Annotated in this window: 23 protein-coding genes; 12 read left to right on the top strand and 11 right to left on the bottom strand. The window is 70.9% G+C overall.

From position 1 onward, the window contains the following. The first annotated feature begins 9 nt into the window (after positions 1-9). The 4 genes from ABD793_RS03440 (at position 10) to ABD793_RS03425 (ending at position 3131) form a co-directional block, all read left to right on the top strand. Positions 10-633: an alpha/beta hydrolase gene (locus tag ABD793_RS03440; RefSeq protein ID WP_344855159.1), complete on the top strand. Its 624-nt coding sequence runs from the start codon at positions 10-12 to the stop codon at positions 631-633. An 8-nt stretch (positions 634-641) separates the two neighbouring features. Continuing rightward, a complete protein-coding gene (locus tag ABD793_RS03435) occupies positions 642-1118 on the top strand; it encodes an RrF2 family transcriptional regulator (protein WP_344855157.1) in 477 nt (158 codons plus the stop codon). Beyond that, on the top strand, positions 1115-1996 hold the full coding sequence (locus tag ABD793_RS03430) for a DsbA family oxidoreductase (protein WP_344855155.1): 882 nt from the start codon (positions 1115-1117) through the stop codon (positions 1994-1996). Before ABD793_RS03435 ends, ABD793_RS03430 begins: the two co-directional genes overlap by 4 nt. A gap of 163 nt (positions 1997-2159) precedes the next feature. Beyond that, positions 2160-3131 carry an ABC transporter substrate-binding protein gene (locus ABD793_RS03425; protein WP_344855151.1) on the top strand — a complete coding sequence of 324 codons (972 nt, stop codon included), beginning with the start codon at positions 2160-2162 and terminating at the stop codon, positions 3129-3131. Here ABD793_RS03425 and ABD793_RS03420 read toward each other — a convergent pair. Both ABD793_RS03420 and ABD793_RS03415 read right to left on the bottom strand, forming a co-directional pair. After that, positions 3111-4022, bottom strand: coding sequence for an isocitrate/isopropylmalate family dehydrogenase (locus ABD793_RS03420; protein ID WP_344855149.1), 912 nt, complete (start codon positions 4020-4022; stop codon positions 3111-3113). The two genes, ABD793_RS03425 and ABD793_RS03420, sit on opposite strands and share 21 nt — an antisense overlap. Positions 4023-4168: 146 nt before the next feature. Continuing rightward, positions 4169-4765 (bottom strand): NAD(P)/FAD-dependent oxidoreductase, encoded by a 597-nt coding sequence (locus ABD793_RS03415; RefSeq protein WP_344855772.1) that lies wholly within the window; start codon positions 4763-4765, stop codon positions 4169-4171. Between ABD793_RS03415 and ABD793_RS03410 the strand changes: the two genes are divergently transcribed. Beyond that, positions 4661-4990: a TetR-like C-terminal domain-containing protein gene (locus ABD793_RS03410; RefSeq protein WP_344855770.1), complete on the top strand. Its 330-nt coding sequence runs from the start codon at positions 4661-4663 to the stop codon at positions 4988-4990. The genes ABD793_RS03415 and ABD793_RS03410 overlap by 105 nt on opposite strands. 69 nt (positions 4991-5059) lie before the next feature. On the opposite strand, the gene ABD793_RS03405 is transcribed toward ABD793_RS03410, so the two are convergent. Next, positions 5060-5890 (bottom strand): alpha/beta fold hydrolase, encoded by an 831-nt coding sequence (locus ABD793_RS03405; RefSeq protein ID WP_344855147.1) that lies wholly within the window; start codon positions 5888-5890, stop codon positions 5060-5062. A 3-nt stretch (positions 5891-5893) separates the two neighbouring features. After that, positions 5894-7189, bottom strand: a complete 1296-nt coding sequence (locus ABD793_RS03400) for an O-acetylhomoserine aminocarboxypropyltransferase/cysteine synthase family protein (protein WP_344855144.1) — start codon at positions 7187-7189, stop codon at positions 5894-5896. Between the two features lie 273 nt (positions 7190-7462). On the opposite strand from ABD793_RS03400, the gene ABD793_RS03395 reads away from it, so the two are divergent. Both ABD793_RS03395 and ABD793_RS03390 read left to right on the top strand, forming a co-directional pair. Continuing rightward, positions 7463-8614, top strand: a complete 1152-nt coding sequence (locus ABD793_RS03395; protein ID WP_344855142.1) for an arylsulfotransferase family protein — start codon at positions 7463-7465, stop codon at positions 8612-8614. 92 nt (positions 8615-8706) lie between these two features. After that, positions 8707-10113, top strand: a complete 1407-nt coding sequence (locus tag ABD793_RS03390; RefSeq protein WP_344855139.1) for a PLP-dependent cysteine synthase family protein — start codon at positions 8707-8709, stop codon at positions 10111-10113. A 31-nt stretch (positions 10114-10144) separates the two neighbouring features. Here ABD793_RS03390 and ABD793_RS03385 read toward each other — a convergent pair whose 3' ends face one another. Both ABD793_RS03385 and ABD793_RS03380 read right to left on the bottom strand, forming a co-directional pair. After that, positions 10145-11779 (bottom strand): purine-cytosine permease family protein, encoded by a 1635-nt coding sequence (locus tag ABD793_RS03385; RefSeq protein ID WP_344855137.1) that lies wholly within the window; start codon positions 11777-11779, stop codon positions 10145-10147. Between the two features lie 364 nt (positions 11780-12143). After that, on the bottom strand, positions 12144-15086 hold the full coding sequence (locus ABD793_RS03380; protein ID WP_344855134.1) for an AfsR/SARP family transcriptional regulator: 2943 nt from the start codon (positions 15084-15086) through the stop codon (positions 12144-12146). Positions 15087-15217: 131 nt separating this feature from the next. Here ABD793_RS03380 and ABD793_RS03375 point away from each other — a divergent pair, with 131 nt between their 5' ends. Further along, positions 15218-16036, top strand: a complete 819-nt coding sequence (locus ABD793_RS03375) for a class I SAM-dependent methyltransferase (protein ID WP_344855132.1) — start codon at positions 15218-15220, stop codon at positions 16034-16036. On the opposite strand, the gene ABD793_RS03370 is transcribed toward ABD793_RS03375, so the two are convergent. Further along, on the bottom strand, positions 16017-16418 hold the full coding sequence (locus ABD793_RS03370; protein WP_344855130.1) for a VOC family protein: 402 nt from the start codon (positions 16416-16418) through the stop codon (positions 16017-16019). The genes ABD793_RS03375 and ABD793_RS03370 overlap by 20 nt on opposite strands. Before the next feature lie 49 nt (positions 16419-16467). Continuing rightward, entirely contained in the window at positions 16468-16905 is a 438-nt protein-coding gene (locus tag ABD793_RS03365; RefSeq protein ID WP_344855128.1) for an SRPBCC family protein, read from the bottom strand. A 193-nt stretch (positions 16906-17098) separates the two neighbouring features. Here ABD793_RS03365 and ABD793_RS03360 point away from each other — a divergent pair, with 193 nt between their 5' ends. Further along, the gene (locus tag ABD793_RS03360; RefSeq protein ID WP_344855126.1) at positions 17099-18220 is read left to right on the top strand and encodes an aminoglycoside phosphotransferase family protein; all 1122 of its coding nucleotides are present in this window, start codon (positions 17099-17101) and stop codon (positions 18218-18220) included. Positions 18221-18796: 576 nt separating this feature from the next. Here the strand turns inward: ABD793_RS03360 and ABD793_RS03355 are convergent. The 3 genes from ABD793_RS03355 to ABD793_RS03345 all read right to left on the bottom strand — a co-directional run bounded on the left by ABD793_RS03355 (position 18797) and on the right by ABD793_RS03345 (position 21161). Further along, positions 18797-19798, bottom strand: a complete 1002-nt coding sequence (locus ABD793_RS03355; protein WP_344855124.1) for an LLM class flavin-dependent oxidoreductase — start codon at positions 19796-19798, stop codon at positions 18797-18799. Between the two features lie 146 nt (positions 19799-19944). Then, positions 19945-21033, bottom strand: a complete 1089-nt coding sequence (locus tag ABD793_RS03350; RefSeq protein WP_344855121.1) for a YeiH family protein — start codon at positions 21031-21033, stop codon at positions 19945-19947. Continuing rightward, the gene (locus ABD793_RS03345; protein WP_344855119.1) at positions 21030-21161 is read right to left on the bottom strand and encodes a hypothetical protein; all 132 of its coding nucleotides are present in this window, start codon (positions 21159-21161) and stop codon (positions 21030-21032) included. The genes ABD793_RS03350 and ABD793_RS03345 overlap by 4 nt, the downstream gene beginning before the upstream one ends. A 208-nt stretch (positions 21162-21369) precedes the next feature. Between ABD793_RS03345 and ABD793_RS03340 the strand changes: the two genes are divergently transcribed. Genes ABD793_RS03340 through ABD793_RS03330 form a run of 3 tightly spaced genes read left to right on the top strand, consistent with a single transcriptional unit; the run spans position 21370 to position 24709 of the window. Further along, complete coding sequence (locus ABD793_RS03340) at positions 21370-22395, top strand: LLM class flavin-dependent oxidoreductase (protein ID WP_344855118.1); 1026 nt, start codon at positions 21370-21372, stop codon at positions 22393-22395. Then, the gene (locus tag ABD793_RS03335) at positions 22392-23663 is read left to right on the top strand and encodes an LLM class flavin-dependent oxidoreductase (protein ID WP_344855116.1); all 1272 of its coding nucleotides are present in this window, start codon (positions 22392-22394) and stop codon (positions 23661-23663) included. The genes ABD793_RS03340 and ABD793_RS03335 overlap by 4 nt, the downstream gene beginning before the upstream one ends. Next, positions 23660-24709: an LLM class flavin-dependent oxidoreductase gene (locus ABD793_RS03330; RefSeq protein WP_344855114.1), complete on the top strand. Its 1050-nt coding sequence runs from the start codon at positions 23660-23662 to the stop codon at positions 24707-24709. The genes ABD793_RS03335 and ABD793_RS03330 overlap by 4 nt, the downstream gene beginning before the upstream one ends. The last annotated feature ends 272 nt before the right edge of the window (positions 24710-24981 follow it).

The following is a 24981-nucleotide window of genomic DNA, read 5'->3' as shown; positions in this document are numbered from 1 at the left end:
GGAACGCCCGTGCGCGGCACGGTCGTGCTCCTGCCAGGACGCGGTGAGCACCCCGGTCTCTACGCCCGGCTCGGTGCCCGGCTCGCCTTCGACGGCTACCGGGTCGTCGCCGTGGCGTCCGGGGAGGAGGTCGTTGGCGAGCTTCGCGGCAGCCCGGTCCCGGTGGTCCTGCTGGGCAGCGACACCGGGGCCATCGGCGCGCTGGCTCTCGCCGCCGAGCTGCCGGTGCATGCGGTGGTGGCGGCAGGCCTGCCGCTGTCGGCCGACGCCGGCGCAGACCGTTCCTGGGAAGGCGAGCTCGACGCGCGGTCCGCGTGCCCGTCACATCGCGCCCTGCTCGCCGGCAACGATCGGTTCCGGCGCGGCGCGCTGTTCTCGGAACCCGCCGGCCTCCCCTCGCGGCTCCCGCCGTCCCCGGTGCTCGTGCTGCACGGCAGCGCGGACCCGGTCGCCGCTCCGAAAGCCGCCAGGGCCTTCGCCGAAATGCTTCCGGCGGGCCGGTTCGTACTGGTCGAGGGCGGACGCCACGACGTGCTCAACGACCTCGCGCACCGCAGTGTGGCGGCCGAGATCGTGCAGTTCCTGGAATGGCTGCGTGCCGGGACCCGCGGGCCGGTCCTCGTCCGGGGATGATGGCAGGCATGCGCATCTCGGCCAGGGCGGACTATGCGATCAGGGTGCTGCTGGAGCTCGCCGCGGACACCGCGCGGCCGATCACCTGCGAAGCTGTCGCCTCCGCCCAGGACATCCCGGCACGGTTCATCAAAGCCGTGCTGCGGGACCTTCGCCAGGCAGGGCTGGTCCGCAGCCAGCGCGGCTGCGAGGGTGGGTACTGGCTGGCCAGGGCGGCCGGGGAAATCACTGTGCGGGACGCCGTCGCGGCAGTCGACGGCGAGTTCCTTTCCGTGCGCGGCGAACCGCGCCCGGCGCTGTCCTATCACGGCACGGCCGCCGGACTGGCCCCGTTCTGGTCCGGTATCGAGACCGGGCTCGACGCGCTCCTGCGCGCGACGACCATCACCGATCTGCTCGCCGGCGCCGCAGCGACCGGGAAGCCGTCGTCGGCAACCCGCCGGCCCGCTGGTCCGCTGGCGACGTGCCCGAGGAGCTACCCGTGACGCCGGCGTTGGAGATCGTCGAGTACACCGACCCGGCTTGCCCGTGGGCCTGGGGCTCGGAGCCGAAGTTCCGGCTCCTTCGCGTGCTCCTCGAAGCCCGGCTGGACCTGCGGTGGCGCCGGGTGTTCGGCATCCTCTTCGACGACGACGAAGATCCGGCGCCCGATCCGGGCGCCGAGGCTGCCTGGTACGCGACGTTCATCGACGGCGTCACCACGCACACCGGTGCCCCGAAGGCTCCCCAGCTGTCCTGGGTGGCGGAAACGAGCTGGCCGGCCTCCCTCGCCGCAAAAGCCGCCGAGGCACAAGGGGAAACCGTCGCCGAACTCGTACTGAGACGGCTACGCGAAACGACGTTCGTCCTCGGCGCCCCTGCCGACGATGCCGACCGCGTGCTCGCCGCTGTCCGGGACCTGCCCGGCCTCGACCTCGACGCGCTGCACACCGCGATGACGAGCGACGAAATCCGCACGGCCGTCCGCGAAGACTGGCGCGAAACCCGCCGGCCCTGCCCGGAAGTCATGGGCATCGCCGCGCCGGGTCCGCACAGCGGCCGCGCCAAGCACCTCGAACACCACGTCCGCTACGCCCTGCCGACGCTGACCGTCGCCGGCGACGGCGGGCGGTTCGTCGTCCCCGGCTGGCGGCCGCTGCACGAGTACCTCGACGCGATACATGCCGCGACCGGCGCCGACCTGCCCGCCGCTCCCCCGCTCGAGGCCGCGCCGGCACTCGCGCGGTTCGGCAGCCTCACCGGACCCGAACTGGAACTGCTCACCGGCGACCGCGAACCACCGTCCGGCGCGGTCGCGGTACCCACCGGCAACGGTCCACTGTGGATCCGTCCCGGCTCGTGGGAACCCGGGCGGCTGCATTGACTCTCCCACTGCAGGAGCGAAAATAGACACCCTGAGGTGACCATTCACCCGCCACCCGGGCAGCCGGGTTCTCCCGGTGCAGACGAGGAGAAACTGCCGCCGGGGAACGCCGGTTCGCGCCGGTGTGCCGATTTTTCCGTGCCCGCCGTCCTGGAGCCTTCGTATGCCCTCGAAACCCCCGTTCCTCCGGATCGCCCTGGTGCTGGCCACCCTGCTCGGGCTCACCGCGCTCGCCGGCTGCGGTTCCGCCGGCTCGGACGGCGAAGTGGTGCTGCGTGTCGGCGACCAGACCGGTGCCACCCAGTCCCGGCTCAAGGCCGCGGGGCTGCTCGGCAATCTGCCCTACAAGATCGAGTGGTCCCAGTTCGCCGCCGCAGCCGACCTGCACGAAGCGCTGCGTGCGGAGGCCATCGACATCGGCGGGGCCAACGACTCCCCGACCGTCACGGCCATCGCCGGCGGCTCCAAGATCAAGGTCGCCGCCGCCTGGAGCAACGGCGGCAAGGGCAGCTACCTCCTCGTGCCCAAGGACAGCCCGGTGCGCACCGTCGCCGATCTCAGGGGCAAGCGGGTCTCCCCCACCACCCGTGGCAGCGTGGCGCACTACCTGGTGATCGGGGCGCTGAAACAGGCCGGGCTCACCGACAAGGACGTCACGCTCAATTTCCTCGCCCCGTCCGAGGCGAACGCCGCGTTTTCGACCGGCAACATCGACGCCTGGGCCACCTGGAGTGTCTACGCCGCCAGGGCCCGCGGAGAGCTCGGGGCCCGGGTGCTCTCCGACGGAGCAGGCATCAACTCCGGCCTCAACGTCCTGTCCGCCACCGACGAGGCACTGGACGACCCGGGCAAACGCAGCGCGATCCAGGACTTCGCGAACCGCGTCGACCAGAGCTACACCTGGTCGAAGAACAACCCCGACGCCTTCGACAAGTGGTACGCCGGATTTGCCCATCAGCCCGTGGCGATCGCCACCCAGCTCCGGCCGGAGGAGACGAACTACCGGCGGATCCCGGTCGACGCCGCGCTCGCCACCCAGCTGCAGAAAACCTACGACACCTGGGTGCAGCAAGGCCTGTTCCCCGGCGGCAAGCACCTGTCGGACTACCTCGATTCACGGGTCGATCCGCGATGACCGCGCGCTGGTCCTGACCGCGGCGGTGTCCGCGGTGCCGCCGACGTCGGGAGTGCGGATCCCTTGTGCCGTCGTGGTTTCGATCGCCGTGCGGATACTTGTCGCCTCGTCGGGCAGTCCGAAGTGCTCAAGCATCAGCGCGGCGCTGCCGATCGGGTTGCACCGGCCCTGCCCGGCGATGTCGGGGGCGGAGCCGTGCACGGGCTCGAACATACTGGGGTAGCGACGTTCGGGGTTGAGATTCGCACTGACGGCGAGTCCGAGGCTGCCGGCGAGGGCGCTGCCGAGGTCGGACAGGATGTCGGCACTGAGGTTCGAGGCAACCACCACCGAAAGGTCCTGCGGCTGCAGCACGAACTTGGCCGACATCGCGTCCACCAGCATGCTCTCGGTGAACACCGCCGATTGCACGGCGACTTCGCCGCCCGCTGCACGCGCGGTGAAGTTGCGGCCGCCGAAACCCGCGTACTCACCCGCGGAATTCTCCCGGACCACGATCCAGTCCAGTTCGGTTTCGCCCGCCGTGCGCAGCGGGCTGGTGATGCCGGGCAGGAAGGTGACCGGACGGACGTTGGCCCACTGGTCGAAGCCCTGGCAGATCTTCAACCGCAGGCCCCAGAGGCTCATGTGGTCGGGCACGGTGGGCCGGCCGACCGCGCCGAAGTAGATCGCGTCGAACTCGCGCAGCAGTTCGAGCCCGTCTCCCGGCATCATCACGCCGTGTTCGGCGTAATAGTCCGAGCCCCAGGGGAATTCGGTCCACGCGAAGGAAAATCGCCCCGCCGGCGCGGTCTCCAGGGCAGCGAGCACCGCCCGGCCCGCGGCGACGACCTCGGCGCCGACGCCATCGGCCGGGATCGACGCGATCCGGAAGGTTTGTTCAGCGGTCATCCCACTCCCTCGTCGCGGACTGCCACCAGTCAACCGGCGCCACCTGCCCGGGGTCCAAGACCGGTATCCGATCACGGTGATCGGCCACGCCTATGCGCCGGGCGGCCATCCCGTGGCCATCTCCGGAAAAGCCCGTGCGGCCGGTGTCAGCGCAGCCGACCTGGCCACCAGCGCGGCGCGCAAGTACGACACCGGCTCGATCCGGTGCACCGCAGGACCCGCGCGCTCGGCCAGCAACGTCCACGACGACGGCAGCACCGCGTGCGGCCGTCGCGACGCCAGAGGTGCCACCGCAGCTCGCGGTCGGAAACCTGGCGCTCGAAGTGTGCGCGGGCAATCGCTTCGAAATCCTCGGTGTCGCCCTCCAGGAACGCCCGCTTCCACAACCCTTCGCGTTCTTCGACGATCGTCCGCCGATGCGCTGCCCGCCACTGCGCGGAAGTACGCATCAGCGCCCGTTCGGACTCGTCGTAGCGGCGGTTGTTCTTCGGCCGCACCCAGGTGGGAGTGCGCTGGAAGACCGTCACGTGCTCGGCGGCCCGCGCCAGCTCCGAGACGATCTGGATCGACGAGGAGCCCGTGCCGATCACCGCGATCCGGTCGCCCGCGCCGGTGTAGCCGGCGGGCCACCGCGACGAATGGAACATCTCCCCCTCGAAGCTGTCCGCCCCTGCGGTGCCCAGTACCACGGTCTCCTCGAGAAAACCGTTCGCCAGCACCACGAAGCGGGCATCGAAGAGAATCTGGCCACCCTGGGACAGGCGAGCATGCGGACGCTCGCCGAGGCACTGGCCGCTTGTGTCAAGGCGGGCCGATCGACCAGCACCGACCCGGAAACCGATGCGGTCGCGCTGTGGCTCGGTCTGCACGGGCTCGCCCACCAGCGGATTGTCGCGCCCGCCCTCGGGTGGCCACCGGATATCGCGAAGCGCCTCGTCAGCACGCTCGCGCACCTCGCCGAGCAGTGAGCCACTCCGGCCGGCACCGTCATCGACGCGACAGGGGGACCGGACGTCTTCGAGATTCTTCCGGCGTTGTCAGCGCGGTGGGCTGACCGAAGGCCGGTCGAGAAAATCGATCAGCACGCGCCACACCGCGTGCCGGTCGAGTTCGTTCAGGACGTTGTGCCGATCGTCCGGGAAGACCGCGGTCTCCGCGTCCGGCAGCCGCCCGGCGGCGAGCCCGGCCCCCTCCGCCGGCGCGAGGTCGTCGGCCTCGCCGTGCACCAGCAGCACCGGCACGGTCAGCGTGCGCGCCGCCAGCAACCGTTCGATCCGATCCGCCGCATCGCCAAGGGCCGCAATGGTTTCCCGGCGGATGCCACCCTGCCAGGTCAACGGGTCGGCGCGGATCCGGGCGGCCACCGTCTCGTCCCGGTTCAGCTCTCCGGGGTCCTTCCGGAGCTCTAGCGGGTCGATGCCGGTCGCGAGCAGAGCGGCCAGCCCGTTCTCCCGGCCAGGAACGGCAACGAGTGACGAGCCGGCCAGCACGAGCGCGACGGGACCCCGGCCGGCCGGCCGCAGCCGCTCCCCCGCCAGCAGGACGGCCACGGTCGAGCCGAGCGAATGGCCCACGAGCACCAACGGCAGTTCCGGGTGCGCGGTGCGCGCGAGGCCGGTCAGCGTCGCGGCGTCGTCGAGAAGATCGTCGACGCGGTCGATGCGCACCCGTTCGCCGTCGCTGTGCCCGTGGCCGGCGTGGTCGGCTGCCCACACGGAGAACCCGCCCGCCCGCAAGGTCTCGGCGAACTCCTCGTACGAGCCGATGTGCTCGCCGAGGCCGTGGAAGAACACCACGACCGCGCGCGGCTGTTCCGGCTCCCAGTGCCGGTAGTGGACCTTGCCGTGCGTGCCGGTGAACTCCGCCAAGGCTCACTCCTCCGTCGCGGCCAGGCCACGGGCCAGGTCGGCGATCAGGTCATCTGCTCCTTCGAGCCCGACGGAAAGCCGCACCAGTCCGGCACTGACTCCGGCCGCCCGCTGCTGTGCCTCGTCGAGCTGCGCGTGCGTGGTCGAAGCCGGATGGATGACCAGGCTGCGCACGTCCCCGATGTTCGCGAGGTGGCTGAAGAGCTTCAACCGGTCCACGAACCGCCGGCCCGCTTCGTACCCGCTGGCCAGTTCGAACGCCAGTACCGCGCCCGCGCCGCCGGCCAAGTACCGCTTCGCCAAGCCGTGCCAGGGGCTGCCGGGAAGCCCGGCGTAGTCCACGCGCGCCACCTGCGGCCGGTCGGCGAGCCATTCGGCGACGATCTGCGCGTTCGCGCTGTGCCGGGCCATCCGCAGCGAAAGCGTCTCGATTCCTTGCAGCAGGAGGAAACTGGTGAACGGCGACACCGCCGGGCCGAGGTCCCGCACCAGTTTGGTGCGCAACCGCAGCGCATAACCGAGGTCGCCGAACTCGGAGCCGAACACGAGACCGTGGTAGCTGCGGTCGGGTTCGGTCAGCTGCGGCCACCGTCGCGGCTGCGCCCGGAAGTCGAACCGCCCCGAGTCGATCACCACCCCGCCGATGCCGGTGCCGTGTCCGGAGAGGAATTTGGTCGTGGAATGGACCACGATGTCGGCTCCGTGGTCCAGCGGACGGGACAACGCGGGCGTGGGCACGGTGTTGTCCACGACCAGGGGCACGCCGGCGTCGTGCGCGGCACCGGCGACGGCTTCGACGTCGAGCACGGCGCCGCTCGGGTTGCCGACGCTCTCCGCGTACAGGGCTTTGGTGCCGGACTTGACTGCGGCACGCCATTGGCCGAGATCCGCCGGGTCGGTGACGAAGTCCACCGTGATCCCGAAATCGGCCAGCGTGCCGGCGAAGAGCTGGTAAGTGCCGCCGTACAAGGCCGCCGACGACACGATGTGGTCTCCGGCGCGCGCGATGTTCAGCAGCGCGAGCGCCGAGGCGGCCTGCCCGCTCGCCACCGCGACCGCGTACTTGCCGTTCTCCAGGTCCGCCAGCCGTTCTTCGGCGACCGCGGTGGTCGGGTTGGACAAACGCGTGTAGGCATGCGTTTCCAGGTCCCGCAGCGCGAAGGCGTCCGCCGCGTGCGCGGAGTCGCCGAAGACGTAGGAACTGGTCTGGTAGATCGGCGTGGCACGAGCACCGGTCGCCGGGTCCGGTCGCGCTCCGGCGTGGATCTGGCGGGTGTCGAAGGACCACCGGCCGGTCACCGCGCACCGCCCGCCGGTACGTCGGCCCACCACGGCATCGCGGTCTCGGTCATCACGGCCTCCCGCCTCGAAGCCTAAGCCGCCACCCGCTCGCACCGCAGGCGTCCCAGATGGCGGACACCGAAGTCCGCCCGATTGGCGAAGTTTTCCTTGCCACCGAAGTGGTACACGGTCGTCCGCGCGGCCGCATGGTGAGACTACCCGTCGGCCTGCGCCCGGTGACTTAGGCTCGCGAGCCGCGGTGACCGACGTCGGCCACGGCCGGAGCGGAGGATGGCAGTGCGAGACAGCCGGAAACGAATCGGAACCCTGCTGGGCGCAGTACTTGCTGCTGTCGCCGTGGCCACCGCGCCACCGGCGGCCGCGGCGGACGGGCTCGGACTCGACGTGCTGGTCCACCGTCCGGGTACCAGCCCGGGATTCATCTTCGTTGCGCCGAAGGTGGAGGGTTCGGCAACGGCACCCTCCTACGCCGAGGTCGTCGACGACCGCGGTCGGGTCGTGTGGTCGCACCGGGTTCCGGTGGGCCAGCAGGTCACCGACTTCCGGAAACAGACCTACCGGGGCAAACCGGTGCTGACGTGGTGGCAGGGCACCAGCCCTTCGGGCGCAGGCCACGGGGAGGGCACCGACTACATCGCCGATCTGCACGGCAAGGTGCTCGCCACGGTCGAGGCCGGGACCGGGCTCGCCGACGACCAGCACGAGTTCCGGCTGACCTCGCGGGGCACCGCGTTGATCACGGTTTACCACCAGACACCGGCGGACCTGTCGAGCGTCGGCGGACCGGCGGCGGGACAGGTGTTCGACGCGATCGCCGAGGAAATCGACGTCGCCACCGGCAAGGTTCTGCTGCACTGGAACAGCCTGGCGCACGTGCCGCTTGCAGACAGCCATGCCGCCGTGCCGTCCGCGGCTCCCTACGACTACTTCCACATCAACGCGGTCAACGTCGACCAGGACGGCAACCTGCTGATCTCCGCCCGGCACACCTGGACCGTGTACAAAGTGGACCGGCACACCGGCGAGGTCATCTGGCGGCTCGGTGGCAGGCACAGCGACTTCGCACTCGGCGACGGCGCGGAATTTTCCTGGCAGCACAACCCGTTGCCGGCAGGACCGGACACCGTGCGTATCTTCGACAACGCGAGCAACGGCGACTCCGCCGATCCGTCCCGGATCATCTGGGTCAAACTCGACGAACGGGCCCGCACGGCCACGCTGGTCCGCTCGGTCCGGCATCCCGATTCGCTTTCCGCGCCGTCGCAAGGGAACTCGCAGGCGCTGCCGAACGGCGACACGTTCGTGGGCTGGGGTCAGCTCGGCCGCGTTTCGGAGTTCGGTCCGGACGGCAGGCTCCGGTTCGACGCGACCCTGCCCGCCGGCTACGACACCTACCGTGCTTACCGGTTCGCCGGCTACTGAGAGCGTCCACTGCCTCGCGTCGGGAACACGCAGGCGGGTGGCGAGCGTGGCAGGATGGCGGTGGAGTACCCGAACCCGAGGGAGGATGCTCGATGGCAGCCGATGTGCCGGCACCCGCCGAGATCGACGCGTTCGACTCGGTGCTCGACGCGATCGGCGGGACCCCGCTGATCCGGTTGGCGAGGATGGCCCCGCCGGACGGGCCGCCTGTGTACGTCAAGGCGGAGTTCCTCAATCCGGGCGGCAGTGTCAAGGACCGGGCCGCACTGGCGATGGTGCGTGCCGCGGAACGCGCGGGCGCACTGTCTCCCGGCGGGCTCATCGTGGAGGGCACCTCGGGCAACACCGGCATCGGACTGGCGATCGTGGCGGCCCAGCTCGGATATCGGCTGACCGTCGTCGTGCCGGACAAGACCAGCCGGGAGAAGACCGTGATCCTGCGTGCCTACGGCGCCGAGGTGGTGCTCACCTCCGGCACCGTCGCGCAGGAAGACCCGGCACACGTCCGGCAGGTCGCCCGCCGCATCGCCGAAGAGCGCGGGGGCTGGCTCGCCGACCAGTACGACAACCCGGCCAATCCGGCGGCCCACCACGAGACGACCGGGCCGGAGATCTGGCGCCAGACCCGCGGCCGGATCACCCATTTCGTCGCCGGGGTCGGGACCGGCGGAACGATCAGCGGAGCAGGCGCGTACCTGAAGCAGGTCAGCGGCGGCCGGGTCCGTGTGCTCGGCGCGGATCCGGACCACTCGGCCTACTCCGGCGGCGACGGCAGCCCGTACCTGGTCGAGAGCATCGGGCACTACCTGCATCCGGACACCGTCGAGGACCAGTGGCCGCGCTCCTACCACCGGGACGTCGTCGATCACCTCGAGCCGATCGGCGACCGCGAGTCCATCCTGACCGCACGGCGGCTGGCGCGGGAGGAAGGCCTGCTTCTCGGCGCTTCGGCGGGCACCGCGGTCGCCGCGGCACTGCGGCTTGCCGCCGAACTGTCCCCGGACGACCTGGTGGTCGTGGTGGTCCCCGATTCCGGCCGGTCCTACCTTTCGAAGTACTACGACGACGACTGGCTCGACAGTCTCGGTTTCCCGGTCGGGCACCCGGACGAACCCACTGTGGCCGACGTCGTCGGCCCGCTGCCCGCGACCGCACCCGGGCTGCCGGCCGGCGCCACCGTCGGCGAGGCACTCGTCCTCGCCGACCGGTACCCCGGCGCCGGATCGCTCTGGCCGGTCGGTCCCCGCGCATCCGGACCTCCGTCGGCCGCGGAGGCGACCGGCGCGATCGACCTCGGCCGGCTCCGCCAGGCGGTCACGGCAGGCACCGCCCGGCACGAAGATCCGATCACCGGGCACGTCACCGGTCCGCTGCCGGCCGTCGGGATCGGCGAACGCCGGTCGAGGGCCGCCGCGCGCCTCGGCGACCACGAGACCGCATGGCTGCTCGCCGACGGACGGATCATCGGATCCGTCCACAAGGGACAACTCGGAACCTGAAGCCCACCGCGTAGCGGCGGCTTCGCCGAGGTCACCGAGGCTGGGCGGGCAGGACGTGCTGGCCGTCGCGGTCGGTGCTCAGGCACAGCGAGCAGATCGTGTCCCCGACGGCGCTCGCGGTCAGGTCCGGCCGCTCGTACGACTGCCCGCACACCACGCATTCGTAGTGGGTGCCGCTCGGGTTGCCCTCCGCGTCCAGCAGCGGCTCCGCGATCCCGTCGTCGGTGCGGCGCAGGTAGAACCGGCCCCTGGTGAGGACCGCCATCAACGGAGTGAGCAGCACCGCGATCACCACCGCCACCAGCGGTGAATAGGGCTGCAAGCTCTCCCCGAAGAGTCCGAAGTAGACGGCGATGGACAGGATCGACGACGCCAGGAACGACACCACGCCGACCGGGTTGACCGCGTACAGCATGCCGCGCCGGAACTCCGGGTGCTTCGGGGAGAGCTTGAGCACGAACTTGTTCAGCACGATGTCCGTGGCGACCGTGACCACCCACGCCATCGCGCAGTTGGAGTAGAAGCTGAGGACGTTGTTGAGGAAGCTGAACATGTCCGCTTCCATCAGCACGAGCGAAATGGCGAGGTTCACGCACACGAACACCAACCGGCCCGGATAGCGCCTGGTGACCCGGGTGACCGAGTTGGTCCAGGCCAGCGACCCGGAATAGGCGTTGGTGACGTTGATCTTCACCTGGCTGAGCACCACCAGCACCAGCGCCAGCGGGACCACCAGCCACGGCGGCACGAACTGCCGGAACACCCCGGTGAACTGCTCGATGGGCTCGACCGCGGCCGCCTCGCCGACGGCACCGAGCACGTAGACCGCCATGAACACCCCGATCGCCTGCTTGAGCGCGCCGAAGACCACCCAGCCGGGACCGGCCAGGATCATCGAGATCCACCACGCGCGCCGGTTGCCCGCGGTGCGCGGCGGCATGAACCGCAGGTAATCGATCTGCTCGCCGATCTGCCCCATCAGCGACAGGCACACCCCGGCACCGAGCAGCACCGCGGCCGTGCTCACCCCGGAACCGGACGTGCCTTCATACGACAGCCATCGCTGCACGGAATCCGGGTCCTGCACGATCAGGAACACCAACGGCGCGACCATCAGCACCAGCCACAACGGATTCGTCCAGGACTGCAGTTTCGCCAGCGCCTTCATGCCGTACACCACCAGCGGGATGATGACCACTGTGGACACCAGATACCCCAGCCACACTGGCAGGCCCACGGCGTAGCGCAGGCCCTGCGCCATGATCGAGCCTTCGGTGGCGAAGAAGATGAACGTGAAACTGGCGAAGATGACGCTGGTCAGCACCGACCCGTAGTAGCCGAACCCGGAACCACGGGTGATCAGGTCGAGGTCGAGGTTGTACCGGGCGCCGTAGTACGCAAGCGGGAAACCGGTCACGAAGATGACGATCGCCGCGACCCCGATCGCCAGCAACGCGTTCGCGGTGCCGTGCGACAGGCCGATCCCGGCGCCGATGGAGAAGTCGGCCAGATAGGCGATCCCGCCCAGCGCGGACGCACCGACGACCGCAGGCGTCCAGCGCCGGTAGGTGCGCGGCGCGAATCGCAGCGTGTAGTCCTCGAGCGTTTCCTTCGACGCTCCGAGCGCCGATTCCTCGGTGCGTACTGCGACGTCGTCGACGGTCATGGCGGTGCGCTCCTCGGGACGGGGAAAGGGGACCGAAGGTGCCGGAGTGCAGGGCCGTCGCCGACCACGCGCGGACACGGCGGATGCGCCGGCCGGCGGCGAATGCCGTTCCGGTGGCACCGCAGGGAACCGCGCCACCGCCCCGCAGCGCATCCACCTGCGCACACCGAGCTGCCTTCACCGCGCGGACACTACGAATGCCGCGTTTCCGCCGGCGACCGCGCGGATGACGACTGTGTTTCAGGGGATGCCCATCGCAGTGCGGCGGTGTCGTCAGATCAGTGGGAGGCGGCCGGTTCGCCCTCGGTGTGCCACCCCGCATCAGTGCGTTTCGGCACCGTCGATCCGGACCCGGCAGCGGGAGTCAACCGTCGCGGGCAGCGAGCTTGCACCGGACGCGATCGGCCCCGGTCGAGTCGAGGCTGTGGTAGAGGTCCCGGGCACAGTTCCAGTGCCGGGCTGCGGCGTCCTGATCGCCTGTGTGGTGATGCAGGTCGCCGAGGCCTTCGTGGGCGCACGCCCGTTCATAGCCGAACTCGCCGTTTTCGGTGCGCTGCAGGACTTCGGCGTAACCGGCAGCCGCTTCGGCGGCGGCACCGCGTGCGGCATGCGTTCTGGCGAGCCCGTTCAGCGAGATGACTTCGAGGTGCGGATTGGCCGTTGCTCTTGCCAGCAGCAGTGCCTCGTGGTGGCAACCCGCCGCCTGGTCCTGGTCGTGCAGTCCGCGGTGCACCGTGCCGAGCCGGTTGAGGGCCAGCCCTTCGAGGAACCGGAACCCGCCGAGGCGGGCGATCTCGACCGCACGGTAGCCGTGTCCGAGCGCCTTGTCGTACTGCCCGGTGTCGCGGCACAGGCAGGCCAGGCCGTAGAGCGCCTGCGCGATGCCCGGCCGGTGGTCGTTCTCCTCGGCGACGGTGAGCGCCTCGCGCAGGCAGGCGCCGGCCTCTTCGAACCTGCCGGTGCGCCGGCAGAGCAGCCCCAGGTTGACCAGCGGCCGGTGCATCGGCGGGCGGGGGCCGTGTTCGCGGTACAGGCCAAGGGAACGACGCAGGTGCCCGATCGCGTCGTCGACGCGGCCGGAGAACCCGGCGGCGATCCCGGCGCAGTTCAGCGTCAACCCGAGCGGAGCCGGTTGACCTGCTCGTTCGTGATACGCCAGTGCGTCCCGGAAACAGCGCTCGGACTCGACGAGACGGCCCTCCCGGAATGCGACCAGGCCCAGCCCGCGTGCGGCCAGTCCCTGCTCGACGGGGTTTCCGGCGACGGTCTGCAGGATGCGGTACAGCTCGCGCGCCTCGTCGAGGTGCCACCCGAGGTCGAGGTAGGCGAACAGCACCCGGGCGAAGTCGGCGACCTTTCCGGCGAACCCGTGCTCGGCCGCGGCCGCCGCGACCCGCACGAGGTTCGCGCGCTCGGTGTCCAGCCAGGAAAGGGCCGCCTCGTACGTCCGTGGTGCCCAGGTGACGGGCAGCTGCCCGCCGAACTCGTGCGCGGCGATGAACCGCGCGGCCGCCGCCGCAGTGCCCAGATAGTGGTCCAGCAACCGCCCGAAGGCGGCCCGCCGGTTCTCGGGAGGATCGGCGGCAGCGAGTTCGGCGGCGTAGCTCCACAACAGATCGTGCAGCCGGTAGCGGTGGTCGGCGGTGACCTCGACGAGATGCGCCCGGACCAGCAGCTCGATCCGGCGGCGCAGCTGCCTCGGTTCCTCGTCGCCGTGCAACGCGGCGATCGCGCGCAGGTCGGCCATGCTGCCGGGGTGCAGGCCGAGCAGCCGGAACAGGTGCGCGGCTGCCGGGTCGAGATGGCGGTAGGACGCGGCGAGCACCGCGCGGACCGACGTATGCGGATCGTCACCGGTCTCCAGCGCGTCCAGCCGCGCCTGCTCGTCGTCCAGCTCCGCTAAGAGGTCGGCGAGCGCCGGATGGGCGCGCAGCCGCTCGGCGGCGATCCGCAGCGCCAGCGGCAACCGGGCGCAGCGGCGCACCAGCGCCCGCAGCTCACCGGCATCGTGGTCCGGGAGCTGGCCGGCGAGCAGGGTGCCGGCCTCCTCGACGCTGAGCCTGTCCAGCGGGAGCCGATCCACGCCCTCGCACACGGTCAACCCGGACAACGCGTCCCGGCTGGTGATCACGGCGAGGCAGGTCGGTGTCCCCGGCAGCAGGGGACGCACCTGTCCGGCGTCGCGGGCGTTGTCCAGCACGAACAGGATTCGCTTGTCGTGCACCAAGGTGCGGAGCCGGGCCGCGCGTTCCGCACCGTCGGGCGGGATGGCGGACGGGTCGACGCCCAGCGCCCGCAGGAAGACGGCGAGCGCCTCGGCCGCGGGCACCGGTGCGTCCGGACCGTAGCCCCGCAGGTCGAGGTAGAGCTGTCCGTCCGGGAACCGGTGCCGTACCCGGTGGCTCCAGCCGACGACGAGCGCGGTCTTGCCCACGCCTGCCGTTCCGACGACGGCGACGGGGCGGAAGCGTCCCCCGGCCGCGCCGTAGCCGTCCAGCCGGGCCAGCTCGGCGGCCCGGCCGACGAATCCGGACGCGGCAAGGGGCAGCTGGGCGGGCACCACGCTTCGGTGCGCTGGTCCGTCGGGCTCGACCGCCTCGCCCGCGAGCACCTGCTCTTGCAGGGCGCGCAAGTAGCTGCTCGGTTCGATGCCGAGTTCGGCGACGATCACCGCCCGCGCCGACCGGTACACCTCCAGCGCGTCGCCCGGCCTGCCCGCGTGGTGCAGCGCCACCATCAGGAGTCCGTGCAGCCGCTCCCGCAACGGGTGGGCACGGACCAGATCGGCGAGCCCGCCGACCGCCTCGGCGTGCCGTCCCCGGCGCAGCTGCGCGCGGTAGAACTCCTCGACGGCGAGCAGCCTGCACTCGGACAGCCGCTCGATCTCCCCGGCCAGCGCCGGAATGTCCACGTCCTGATACGGGGTGCCGTGCCAGAGCCGCAGGGCCTCGTCCAGCAGCTGCGCGCACCGATCGGGCTCGCTGATTTCACCCGCCTCGGCGACGAGGTGCTCGAACACAACCGAGTCCAGTTCGCCGGGCCGCACTCGCAGCCGGTATCCGCCGGGGCCGTGGGACAGCAGCCCCGCTTCGTCGCCCAGCACTGCGCGCAGCCGGTGCACCTGCAGCTGCAGACGTTGTGCTCCGGCGCGGGTGCCCCACAGGGTCTCCTGCAGTGTCTCGGCGGGCACCGGTTCATCGGGGTGCGCGAGCAGCATGGCCAGCAGCCGCCGCCGCAGCCGCCCGCCGATCGGCACGTCCGCGCCGGCCACCCGGACCCGCACCGGCCCGAGGACCTCGAATCTCACCCGGCGTCCCCACTGCGCACAGCCCCCGACGGTACCGCAGGGCCGGACGAAACGGTCGCGATCGGTGAAAGCGCCGCGAAAGCCCGGTAGCCGAGGATCGGCCGATCGGCACCACAGCAGGGGGAGCAACCATGACCACCGAAGACACGCGGGAATACGTGCTGGGCGACACCGAGGAACTCGCCGGCGAACACTTCGGGTACCTCCAGCAGCTGCTCGACCCGCAGACGACCGCATGCCTGGACTCCGCGGGGGTGCGCTCCGGCATGCGCTGCCTGGACGTCGGCGCGGGCGGCGGCTCGATCAGCAGATGGCTCGCCGGGCGCGGCGCCGACGTCCTCGCCGTGGACGTCGACACCACCCACCTCACCGGGTCACCGCGGGTCGAAGTACTGCGCCACGACATCACCGACGGCGTGCCCGGCCGGGACCGCTTCGACCTGATCCACGTCCGGCTGGTGCTGATGCACCTTTCCCGGCGCGCCGAACTGCTCGCCATGCTCGCCGATCGGCTGGTGCCGGGCGGCTGGCTGGTGATCGGCGAATACCTCGGGCCGCAGACCCGGGTGGTCAGCACACCGGGTTCCGCCGAGGAAGCGCTGTTCCACCGCGTGCAGCAGACCGCGCACGCGGCCGCTGCCCGTGCCGGTGCGGTGTCCTTCACCTGGGCACACGAGGTGGACGCACGGATGCGGGAAGCCGGGCTGGTGAACATCGAAGCCCGCAGCTTCACGCCCACGGCGCAGGGCGGCAGCGCCGCGGCCCTGCTGTCCAGCAACCTCGTGCGGCAGGTCGAAGACCTCGCGCTGCGTGATGGCCTCACTGCCGAGGACCTGCGCGCTTACCACCACCTGATGCGCGACCCCCGGTTCCGCGCCTGGTTCTACGAGTTCGTCTGCACCAGGGGGCAGCGGCCGGCGGGGGGCCCGGTCAGGTTCCCGGCGCGATGAAGAACTCGAGCGCGATGTTGTCGGGGTCGCGAAACGACACGCCGGAACCGTAATGCGCCTTCTTGATGCCGCCGTGGGCGATGCCGAGCTCGTCGAGGCGATCGCGCCACTGCTCGAGTTCCGTGGTGCCGGAAAGCGCGAAGCCCACGTGGTCGAGGCCGGTGCGGGTCTCGACGAAGCGGTCTTTCGCGTCACGGCCGGGGTGGGTGTGCAGGCCGAAGAGCATTCCGCCGTCCAGTGCGAAGACCGTGTGGTGGAAATCGCCGCTCTCTTCGTCCTCGTCGAGCGCGGGTTCGGCGTCGAAGAGCCGGCTGTACCACTCGGTGCTGCGGTTCAGGTCCGAAACCGTGATGGCGACGTGCTGCAGGCCGGGGAAAGCCATGTGCGCAACTCCGTTCGGTGAATTCGTGTCCGGCCTCCGGCGAGGCGTACTAGGCGAGAATCTTGCGCAGCCCGGCGATGCCGCTGCCGTACACACCCTGGGCGAAGGTGCGGTCGAGCTCTTCCTCCTGGCCCGCGTCGGCGTCGTACTCGCCCCACCACTCGACGAACGACTCGCCGGTATCGGTGACCGGGCTGACCCGGACCGTCGAAACGTAGCGGCGCACGCCGAACGGATTCGCCCCGGTGAAGGTGTAGGTGAGCGTGCGACCGGCGTCGTCGAGCGCGAGGAGCCGTTCGTCGAACGGGTCGCCGCCCGCCTCGAGGGTCAGCCGCCGGACGGCTCCGACCTGTCCTTCGAGACCCTCGACGAGCTCACTGTGGCTGATCGCGGACAGGAAGGCGGACGCACCGCCGAAGGCCCGGAGCTGGGCCCAGACCTTGTCGGCATGCGCGGCGACGACTCCACTGGCGTACGGGCGCGGCATCGAAACTCCCACTTGTCGATCGGCGGCTTGCGTGCCGGCACCGTGGCAGCAGCGACGCCGGCACGAACTCACTGTGCGTAACCCGGCCCACGCTAACCGCACCGGATTCCCAACGGAAGACGTTTGCCACGACCGGCCGCATCTGCCCACCGAGCGGGAGCCGCACCGCACCGAACGGTGCCGCACGACCGAAATGTGGTCGCACGTACTCGGCCGAACCGGCCTCGGCGAAGGCGTGCGCGGCGCAGCGGAACACGTCGACGGCCCCTGGACGTCGAGTCCGGTCTTCGGCGGGACCACCTGCACTTCGCGCCCCGGCAGACGCGGGCTCGTGCAGCGATTCAGCATTGGGTTCGACGTGCTGCCGGCCGGATTCACCGGTGTGCTGCGGTACTTCTCCGTCGCGAATCTGCTCTTCGTGCCGAACGATCGGCAACGCAGAGGCGGTATCGATCCGGGGTACGTTCCGGGCATGCACGAAGCCGCCCCGGACTTGCTCGCGATCGCCTCTGCGCTGCTGCCCGGCGTGCGGCTGGACGACGCCTTCGTCGCAGCCGACGGCAACGTCCACCATGTGCTGCTGATCCCGGGCTTCGCGGCGGTCCGGGTCAGCAAGCGGCCGCTCGCCGCCGCGTCGATGCCCCGCCGGGTGGAGGTGTTGCGGCAGCTGGCTTCCGCCGGCTTGCCGTTCCGGGTTCCGGAGCCGCTCACGCCCGTGACCATGTTCGGTGACCGGGCCGCCGTTGCGGTGTCGTGGATCGACGGTGCCGCCTTGCCCGAGGGGGTCGGCGACCCGGCGCTGGTGGCCGAGGTGCTGGCGGCCGTGCGCTCCGTGCCACTGGACGATTCGCTGCTGGCGGCGGTGGACGGCCGGACGCAGGGTCCGTCGTGGTCAACGGTCGTCGCCGAGGAGGTCCTGCCCCGGCTGCCCGCGCGCTGGCAGTCCGAGGGACAGCGGCGCCTGGACGCCGTCCTGGCCATGGAGCCCGTGCCGGACGCACTGGTGCACGGTGATCTCGGCGGTTCCAACGTGCACTGGTCGGCGGAGGGCAAGCTGGTCGGCATCCTCGACTGGGACCTGGCCATGCCCGCCGACCCTGCCATCGACGCCGCCCTGATGGCCTGGCACGGCTGGGACAACGTCCGCCGCGCGGTTTCCGGCGACACCTACCGCCGCGCCCGCACCTGGGACGCGCTGTTCGGTGTCGGTCACCTGGTCGCCACCATGAACGGCCGCCCGATGACCAACCCCGACGGCTTCGTCGCCGCGATCGTCCCCTGGCTGGAGGCCACCACCGCGGCGCGGCCCGCTTAGGGCCTGTCCTGTAAGCCAGCGGAGCCGGAGGATGGTGAGTCCGGCTTGCTAGTAGGCGGCGCCTCGCGGGTGTCCATGTCGCGGAACTGCTTGAGCCGGTTGACGCAGCGTTCGACCACGTTGCGCTGTTGGTATCGGTCGCGGTCGAAGACCGGCGGGCGAGTCCTGCGTGAGCCTTTCGCGGTGCGGCAGGCGATCCGGTCGTCACACCCGGGACTGACGAACGTGACGTGTCGCTCCCCTGGTACTTGCCGGGTCGACGGAGGTGAGCAGACCTATCCACAAGCACTGCAGCAGGTCGGCAGCCTGGCCGACCAGGACCGACTCGATGGACCAGCATGCGGGTGAGCCCGGATCACGCTGGAATCAACGCTCACGATCCGCCCCACATCACCGACCGAGCCGTCCCGGACGATGACCTCGTCGAGAACCTTCTGCCAGGTGCCATCCACGGACCACAACCACAATCGTCCATGCACGGCCCGCCACACCCCGTAGCGCGCGGGCAGATCCCGCCACCGACCCGGCCCGACCCCGGCAGCAACGACTCCACCTGCCGGGAGCCGGGAAGAACTGTCATCTGGTCGCGGCACGTACGGCGGGCACGATCTCGCGCGCCCATCGGGCACGGGCCCGCTCCGCGTCCTGCAGCGTCTCGGCGATCGGGAAGAACACGAACCCGCCTGCGCCGAAGTCGTCGACCGCGGTGGTCAGTTCGTCGACCCATTGCCGCACCGATCCGCCCGCCCACGTGCCGTCCGGATTGCGGGTGGCCGGGGCGGTGCTCGCCAGCTGCCCACGAACCGATGTCAGGAGTTCGTCGGCCGAGCCGCCCGCACGGCTGCCGTCCACCGCGCGTGTCGCGAGCGGAGCATCCGTGATGCGGCCGAACACGTTGTAGATGGTCGATATGGCCGCCGGATCACGTCCCGCGTCGTGCGCCGCCTTGTCGATGACCTTCCTCGAGGTGGCGACCAGTTCGCTTCGCCAGTCCTGCGCACCCGCGGGCAACCACGCGTCGGCGAGCCTGCCGGTGACCGCCAGCGACTTCGGTCCCATCGATCCGCTCCAGATCGGCGGGCACGGGACCGATGCCGGGACCAGACCGTCGACCCGGTGGAACTCGCCGTGGAAGGTCACCGGCTCGCCGCCTCCGGTGAGCAGCTTGATCAGCCGCAACGACTCGTCGAGCAACCGGACGGCCGCGCCGGGTGTGCGGGGTTCGACACCGAGCCGGACGATCTGGTCCCAGAAAACCCCCGCGCCCGCGCCGAGCGCGATCCGCCCGCCGGACAGCTCGGACAATGCGCTGACGGTCCTGGCCAGCATCGGCGCCGGCCGGCACGGCAGGTTGGTCACTGTGACCACGCCGGTGACGTGGGTCGTCGCACCGAGCAGGTACCCGAGCGCGGCGTAGGCATCGAACTGCTCGGCCCGGTAGGGATGGTCGGTCATCGTGACCACGTCCAGCCCGTCGCGGTCCGCGTTCCGCGCCTGGGACAGCAGTACTGCCGGGTCGTGGATGCCTGCGTCGGCGCCGTTGAATCCGGTGTCGAGCCCGATCCCGAAGATGGTCATGCTCGTCCTCCCGCCGGCACACCGGAACGTGTCATCCGGCGATCATCCCCCGCACGCAGGTGAGGCGGCCGCCCGCCCCCAGACCCGGTTGCCCGGCAGGCCATGTGCCTTCGTACGCGCGCATTGCGGCCATCGCCGGAACCGGGTCAGAAGCTGATCCACTGCGAGGTCAGCAGGACCAGTCCTAGCGAGCACGCCGCGACCACGACCAGGCCGAGTGCGGCCACGACCAGGGGGCGCAGGCCGCTGCGCGCCATCTGCCGGAGGTCGAAGTTCAGCCCGACGCCGGCGAAGCACAGCAGGAACGCCCATTTGGAGAGGTTGCCGAGACTGCTGACGTCGGCCTTGCCGAACACGTGTGCGGTGGCCAGTGCGGAGACCGCGATGAAGCCCAGCACGAACTTCGGGAACGTGCGCCACACGAAGCCGGCACGTCCCTTCAGTCCGCCGGCCACGGCCTTGCCTCCCCGGGTCGACCAGTAGGCCGCGTAGCCGAGCACGACGAGCCCGATCAACGCGTTCCGGGTGCTCTTCACCGCGACCGCGACGTCTTGCGCGTGCGGGGAGTATGCCGCGCCGGTCGCCGTCGTCTCGGCGGTGTTGTCCACGGCAAGGCCTGCCCACAGCCCGAATTCCGTGTCGGACAGCTGCAGTGCGTGCCCGATCATCGGGAACGTGAACAACGCGACCGCGCCCAGTGCCAGGATCGCCGCGATGGCGTAGCCGGAGTCCTCGTCGTCGGCGTCGATCGAACCGCGGCCCGCGATGATCGCCGAGACACCGCAGATCGAAGTGCCGATGGCCAGCAGCGAAGACAGTTTGCCACCGAGCCGGAAAGCCTTGCCCACCAAGAGGATCACCGTGGTCGCCACGGCCATGTCGACCAGGATCAGGCCGAGGCTGAAACCGCCGAGCTTGGCCAGGTCGCCCAGTACGAACCGGGCGCCGAGCAGCACGATGCCGGTCTTGAGCCAGAACTCGTAGGTGCCCACTCCCGCCCGGAACAGCGCCGGGATGCCCACGGTGTTGCGGATGATCAGCCCGAGGATGATCGCCCACAGCACGTACTCGAGATCGGGCAACGCGGTCCCGGTGGCCTCGCCGATGCTGCGCACCCCGTTCTGCGCCAGTGTCCCGATCACGCCCACCGCGGCGAGCAGCAGCAGTCCCGGCAGGTAGCGCACGACCGGGATCGCGTCCACCCCACGCCGGTCTTCGAGCACGCCGGTGGTCATGAGACGAGAAACGGGATCGACGGCAGCACACCGAACGCGGCCAACGCCACCAGCACGGCGGCGACGAGTACTGCCGCCCAGTCGGCGCTGATCCGCACCGTGCCCTTCGGCTTCGAATCGGAACTCATGACCGCTGGACTGTAGGGGCGCCGGCGCCGCCGGGACAGCGCCGCCACGGAACGCCCAATACGTGGGACAATGTCGGATTTTTCTTGACCGTCCGGACTGCCGGGCCCGGCGAACAACAGCGTCCGGCCGCCCACATCCTGAGCACCGGTGCGGAGCACCGCCGGCAGCGACTACCCCTGGCAGAAACGAGCCGAGGGCGGTACCCGCATGAGTTCACCCCAGCCCCGCAGGACCCTGCACATCGCGGTCGAGCTCGACGGGGCACACACCGAAGCCGCGCGGACGGACCCGCGGATCCTGGCGGAGGCCGTCACCGGCGCCGAGCGGGCCGGCTTCACGTTCGCCACTTTCGACGACGCGCCGGTGCCGCCCGGCGGCGGGTTCCGGATCGACGCCACGGTGCGCGCCGCCTACGCGGCGACCCGGACCGTGCGCATCGGATTGGCGCCGGTCTCGCACGTGCTGACCGCCGAACCGTTCCACCTCGCCGCCCAATTGGCGAGCCTCGACCATGCCACGCACGGACGCGCGGCATGGCTCGTCGGCGCCGCCGACACCGCCGAAGCACTCGCGACGGTCGGCCGCCCCCGGCCGGAGGACCATCGCCGGGAAGTCGCCGACGTCGTGGAGACGATCCGCCGGCTGTGGGATTCGTGGGAGGACGACGCGGTCATCGCCGACGTCGCGACCGGCCGCTACCTGGACCCGGACAAGGTCCACCACGTGGACTTCACCGGCGAGACGTTTTCGGTCAAGGGCCCGTTGATCACCCCACGGCCGCCGCAGGGCAGCCTGGTCGTGCTCGCCGCGGAAGACCTCGCCGAGGTCGTCCGGCCGGACATCGTGCTCGTCGGCGGCACCGATGCCGAGGATCTGCGGCTGCGGGCTCGCCAGGCCGCCGGGTCCGGTGCTCCCCTGGTGTTCGGCGAACTGGAGGTCCTGCTCGTACCCGGTGCACCGGCCGACCGGCCGGCCAACGGACGGGCGCGTTACACCGGCTCCGCCGCCGGTCTGGCGGAGTTGCTCGGCGAGCTCTCCGCCGACCTCGACGGGGTGCGCCTGCACCCCGCGGTCCCGGCGGCGGACCTGCCGCTCCTCGGCCGCGAGGTACTGCCGGAGCTGCACCGGCTGGGTCTGCACGCACCGCCGGAGCCGGGAGTCACGCTTCGCAGCACGCTGGGGCTCGCCCGCCCCGAGAACCGGTTCGCCGCAGCGTCGAAGGGAATCGCATGACCGCACAGCTGCACCTCGGGGTCTTCTACACCGGTGTCGGATCGCAGTTCCTGTGGGACGACCCGGCCAACGCACCGCACACCGAGATCGAGACCTACGTGTCCGTGGCCCGCACGCTCGAACGCGGGCTCTTCGACGCGTTTTTCCTCGGCGAAGGCCTGCGGGTGCGGGAAAACCGCGGCCGCGTGCACGCACTCGACGTGGCCGGCCGGCCGGACGCGATCACGCAGCTGAGCGCGCTGGCCGGGGCCACCACGAAGATCGGGCTCGTCGCAACGCAGAACACCACGTACAACTACCCGGCCGACCTGGCGCGGCGGCTGGCCTCACTCGATTTCGTCTCCGGCGGACGGGCCGGCTGGAACATCGTCACCACGGACAACGCCTGGACCGGCGCCAACTTCCGGCACGGCGGCTGGCTGGAGCACGAGCGCCGCTACGAACGCGCGACGCAGTTCGTGGAAGCGGCGAAGGCGTTGTGGGCGGGCAACGGGCCGGTCGAGGCGGACACCGATCTGGTGCGGCTGCGCGCCGAGCCGACCGTCCCGGCGAGCGCGCAGGGCCGTCCGGTGCTGTTCCAGGCAGGCGACTCCGCCGGCGGCCGGGAACTCGCCGCACGGCACGCCGATGTGGTCTTCTCCGCGAACGGCGCGTACGACAAGGCCGCCGCGTACGCGGCCGATCTGCGGGAGCGGCTGGCACGCCACGGCCGTTCCGCCGACTCGGTGCGCATCCTGCCCGGTACGTCGGTCGTCCTCGGCGACACCCCCGCCGAGGCCGCCGAACGCGCCGAGGAGATCCGGCGCCGCCAGATCAACCCGCAGCGCGCGATCGCGTTCCTCGAACAATATTGGGGCCAGGACCTGTCGGCCTACGACCCGCACGGCCCGCTGCCGGACATCGAACCCGTCGAGGGCGAGCTGGACCCGTCCCGCGGCACGATCTCGATCGAGCACCGCACCGGCAAGCTCGAACGCATCCGGCAGTGGCGGGACCTGGCCGAGACGAAAGGCCTTTCGATCCACGAACTGGTGCTGGAGGTCCAGCCACGGCACCACTCGTTCATCGGCACGCCCGGTCAGGTCGCCGACGAATGGGCCCGCTACGCCCGGGACCGCGTCGTCGACGGGTTCAACCTCAGTCCGCACCTCGTGCCCGGCACCATCGACGACGTCGTGGACCGGCTCGTCCCGCAGCTGCAGGAGCGCGGCGTCTACCGCACCGCCTACTCGGGTGCCACCCTGCGCGAGCACCTGGAGCTGGCGTGAGATTCCTGCTGATCACGCTCATCACGCACGCCCCCGACCCGCAGACCGGCGCACTCGCCGGCACCGCCGACCGGCTGCGGGAGGTCGTCGAGAACGCCGAACTCGCCGAAGAACTGGGATTCGACGGCTACGGCGTCGGGGAACGGCACGAACGCCCCTTCCTCTCCTCGTCCCCGCCGGTGGTGCTGAGCCACATCGCGGCGAGGACCCGCCGCATCCGGCTGTTCACCGCGGTCACCACGCTCAGCCTGCTGGACCCGGTGCGCGCGTTCGAGGACTACTCCACCCTGGACAACCTCTCCGGCGGCAGGCTCGAGCTGATCATCGGCAAGGGCAACGGCTCCGCCCAGCGCGAGCTGTTCCACGTCACGCCCGAGGACCAGTGGGCGCGCAACGCCGAAGGCTACGAACTGTTCCGCGAACTCTGGCGGGCCGACCGGGTCACCTGGTCCGGCCGGTTCCGGCCGTCGCTGACCGACGCGCAGACCTGGCCGCGCCCGCTGCAACAGCCGATCCGGATCTGGCACGGCAGCGCCACCAGCCGCGAATCCGTCGAACTGGCCGCGCAACACGGGGATCCGCTGTTCTCCGCGAACGTGACCAACCCGATCGAACCGTACGCCGAGCTGATCCGGCACTACCGCGAACGATGGGCCGTGCACGGCCACGACCCCGCCGACGCGGTGGTCGGCGCCGGAACGGCCGGGTTCCACGTCGCGCGCCGCTCCCAGGACGCCCTCGCCACCTACCGGCCGTTTTTCCGGGCCCGGCTCGAATTCCAGCGGAAACTCGGCCTGGAACCGGTTTTCCCGACCCTGGAGGACTTCGCCGAGCGCAGCTCCGCGTTGATCGGCAGCCCGGAGCAGATCATCGAGAAGGTGCTGCGCTACCACGAGCAGTTCGGCCACCAGGTCGTCCACCTCTCCGCCGACCGCGACGGCCGCACGCCCGGCGAGCACCGCGCCGCGCTGGAACTCTTCCAGTCCGAGGTGGCACCCGCGCTGCGGCGCGCGATCCCCGGACCGTCCTGGCCCTCGGGCGACTGACCGGACCGAACCCCGTGCAACGAGCGGCACCGGTCAAGCCCTTCGGCCGCCCGGTGCCGCTGCGGTGCTGGCGGACCCGGCACGGAAACCACGGGCCTGCCCGCGGGACGGGCGTGCCGCCGGCACGACTGGCGATCCGCAAGCTGATCCGCTGGTTCAGTCGGCGCGGATCGCGGACCCGCTCAGCCGGCCACATTCACCACCGTTGGCGAGCAGTACCCCCACGCTGAACGGAAACCCCGCCCGCCCGGAGGGCGCAAGACATCGGCGCT

Origin of the sequence: Amycolatopsis ultiminotia, assembly GCF_039536925.1 — a bacterium.
In the GTDB taxonomy this organism is placed as follows: domain Bacteria; phylum Actinomycetota; class Actinomycetes; order Mycobacteriales; family Pseudonocardiaceae; genus Amycolatopsis; species Amycolatopsis ultiminotia.
Note: the sequence above shows the minus strand (reverse complement) of the source record. Positions and strands in the feature narration are given on the sequence as shown.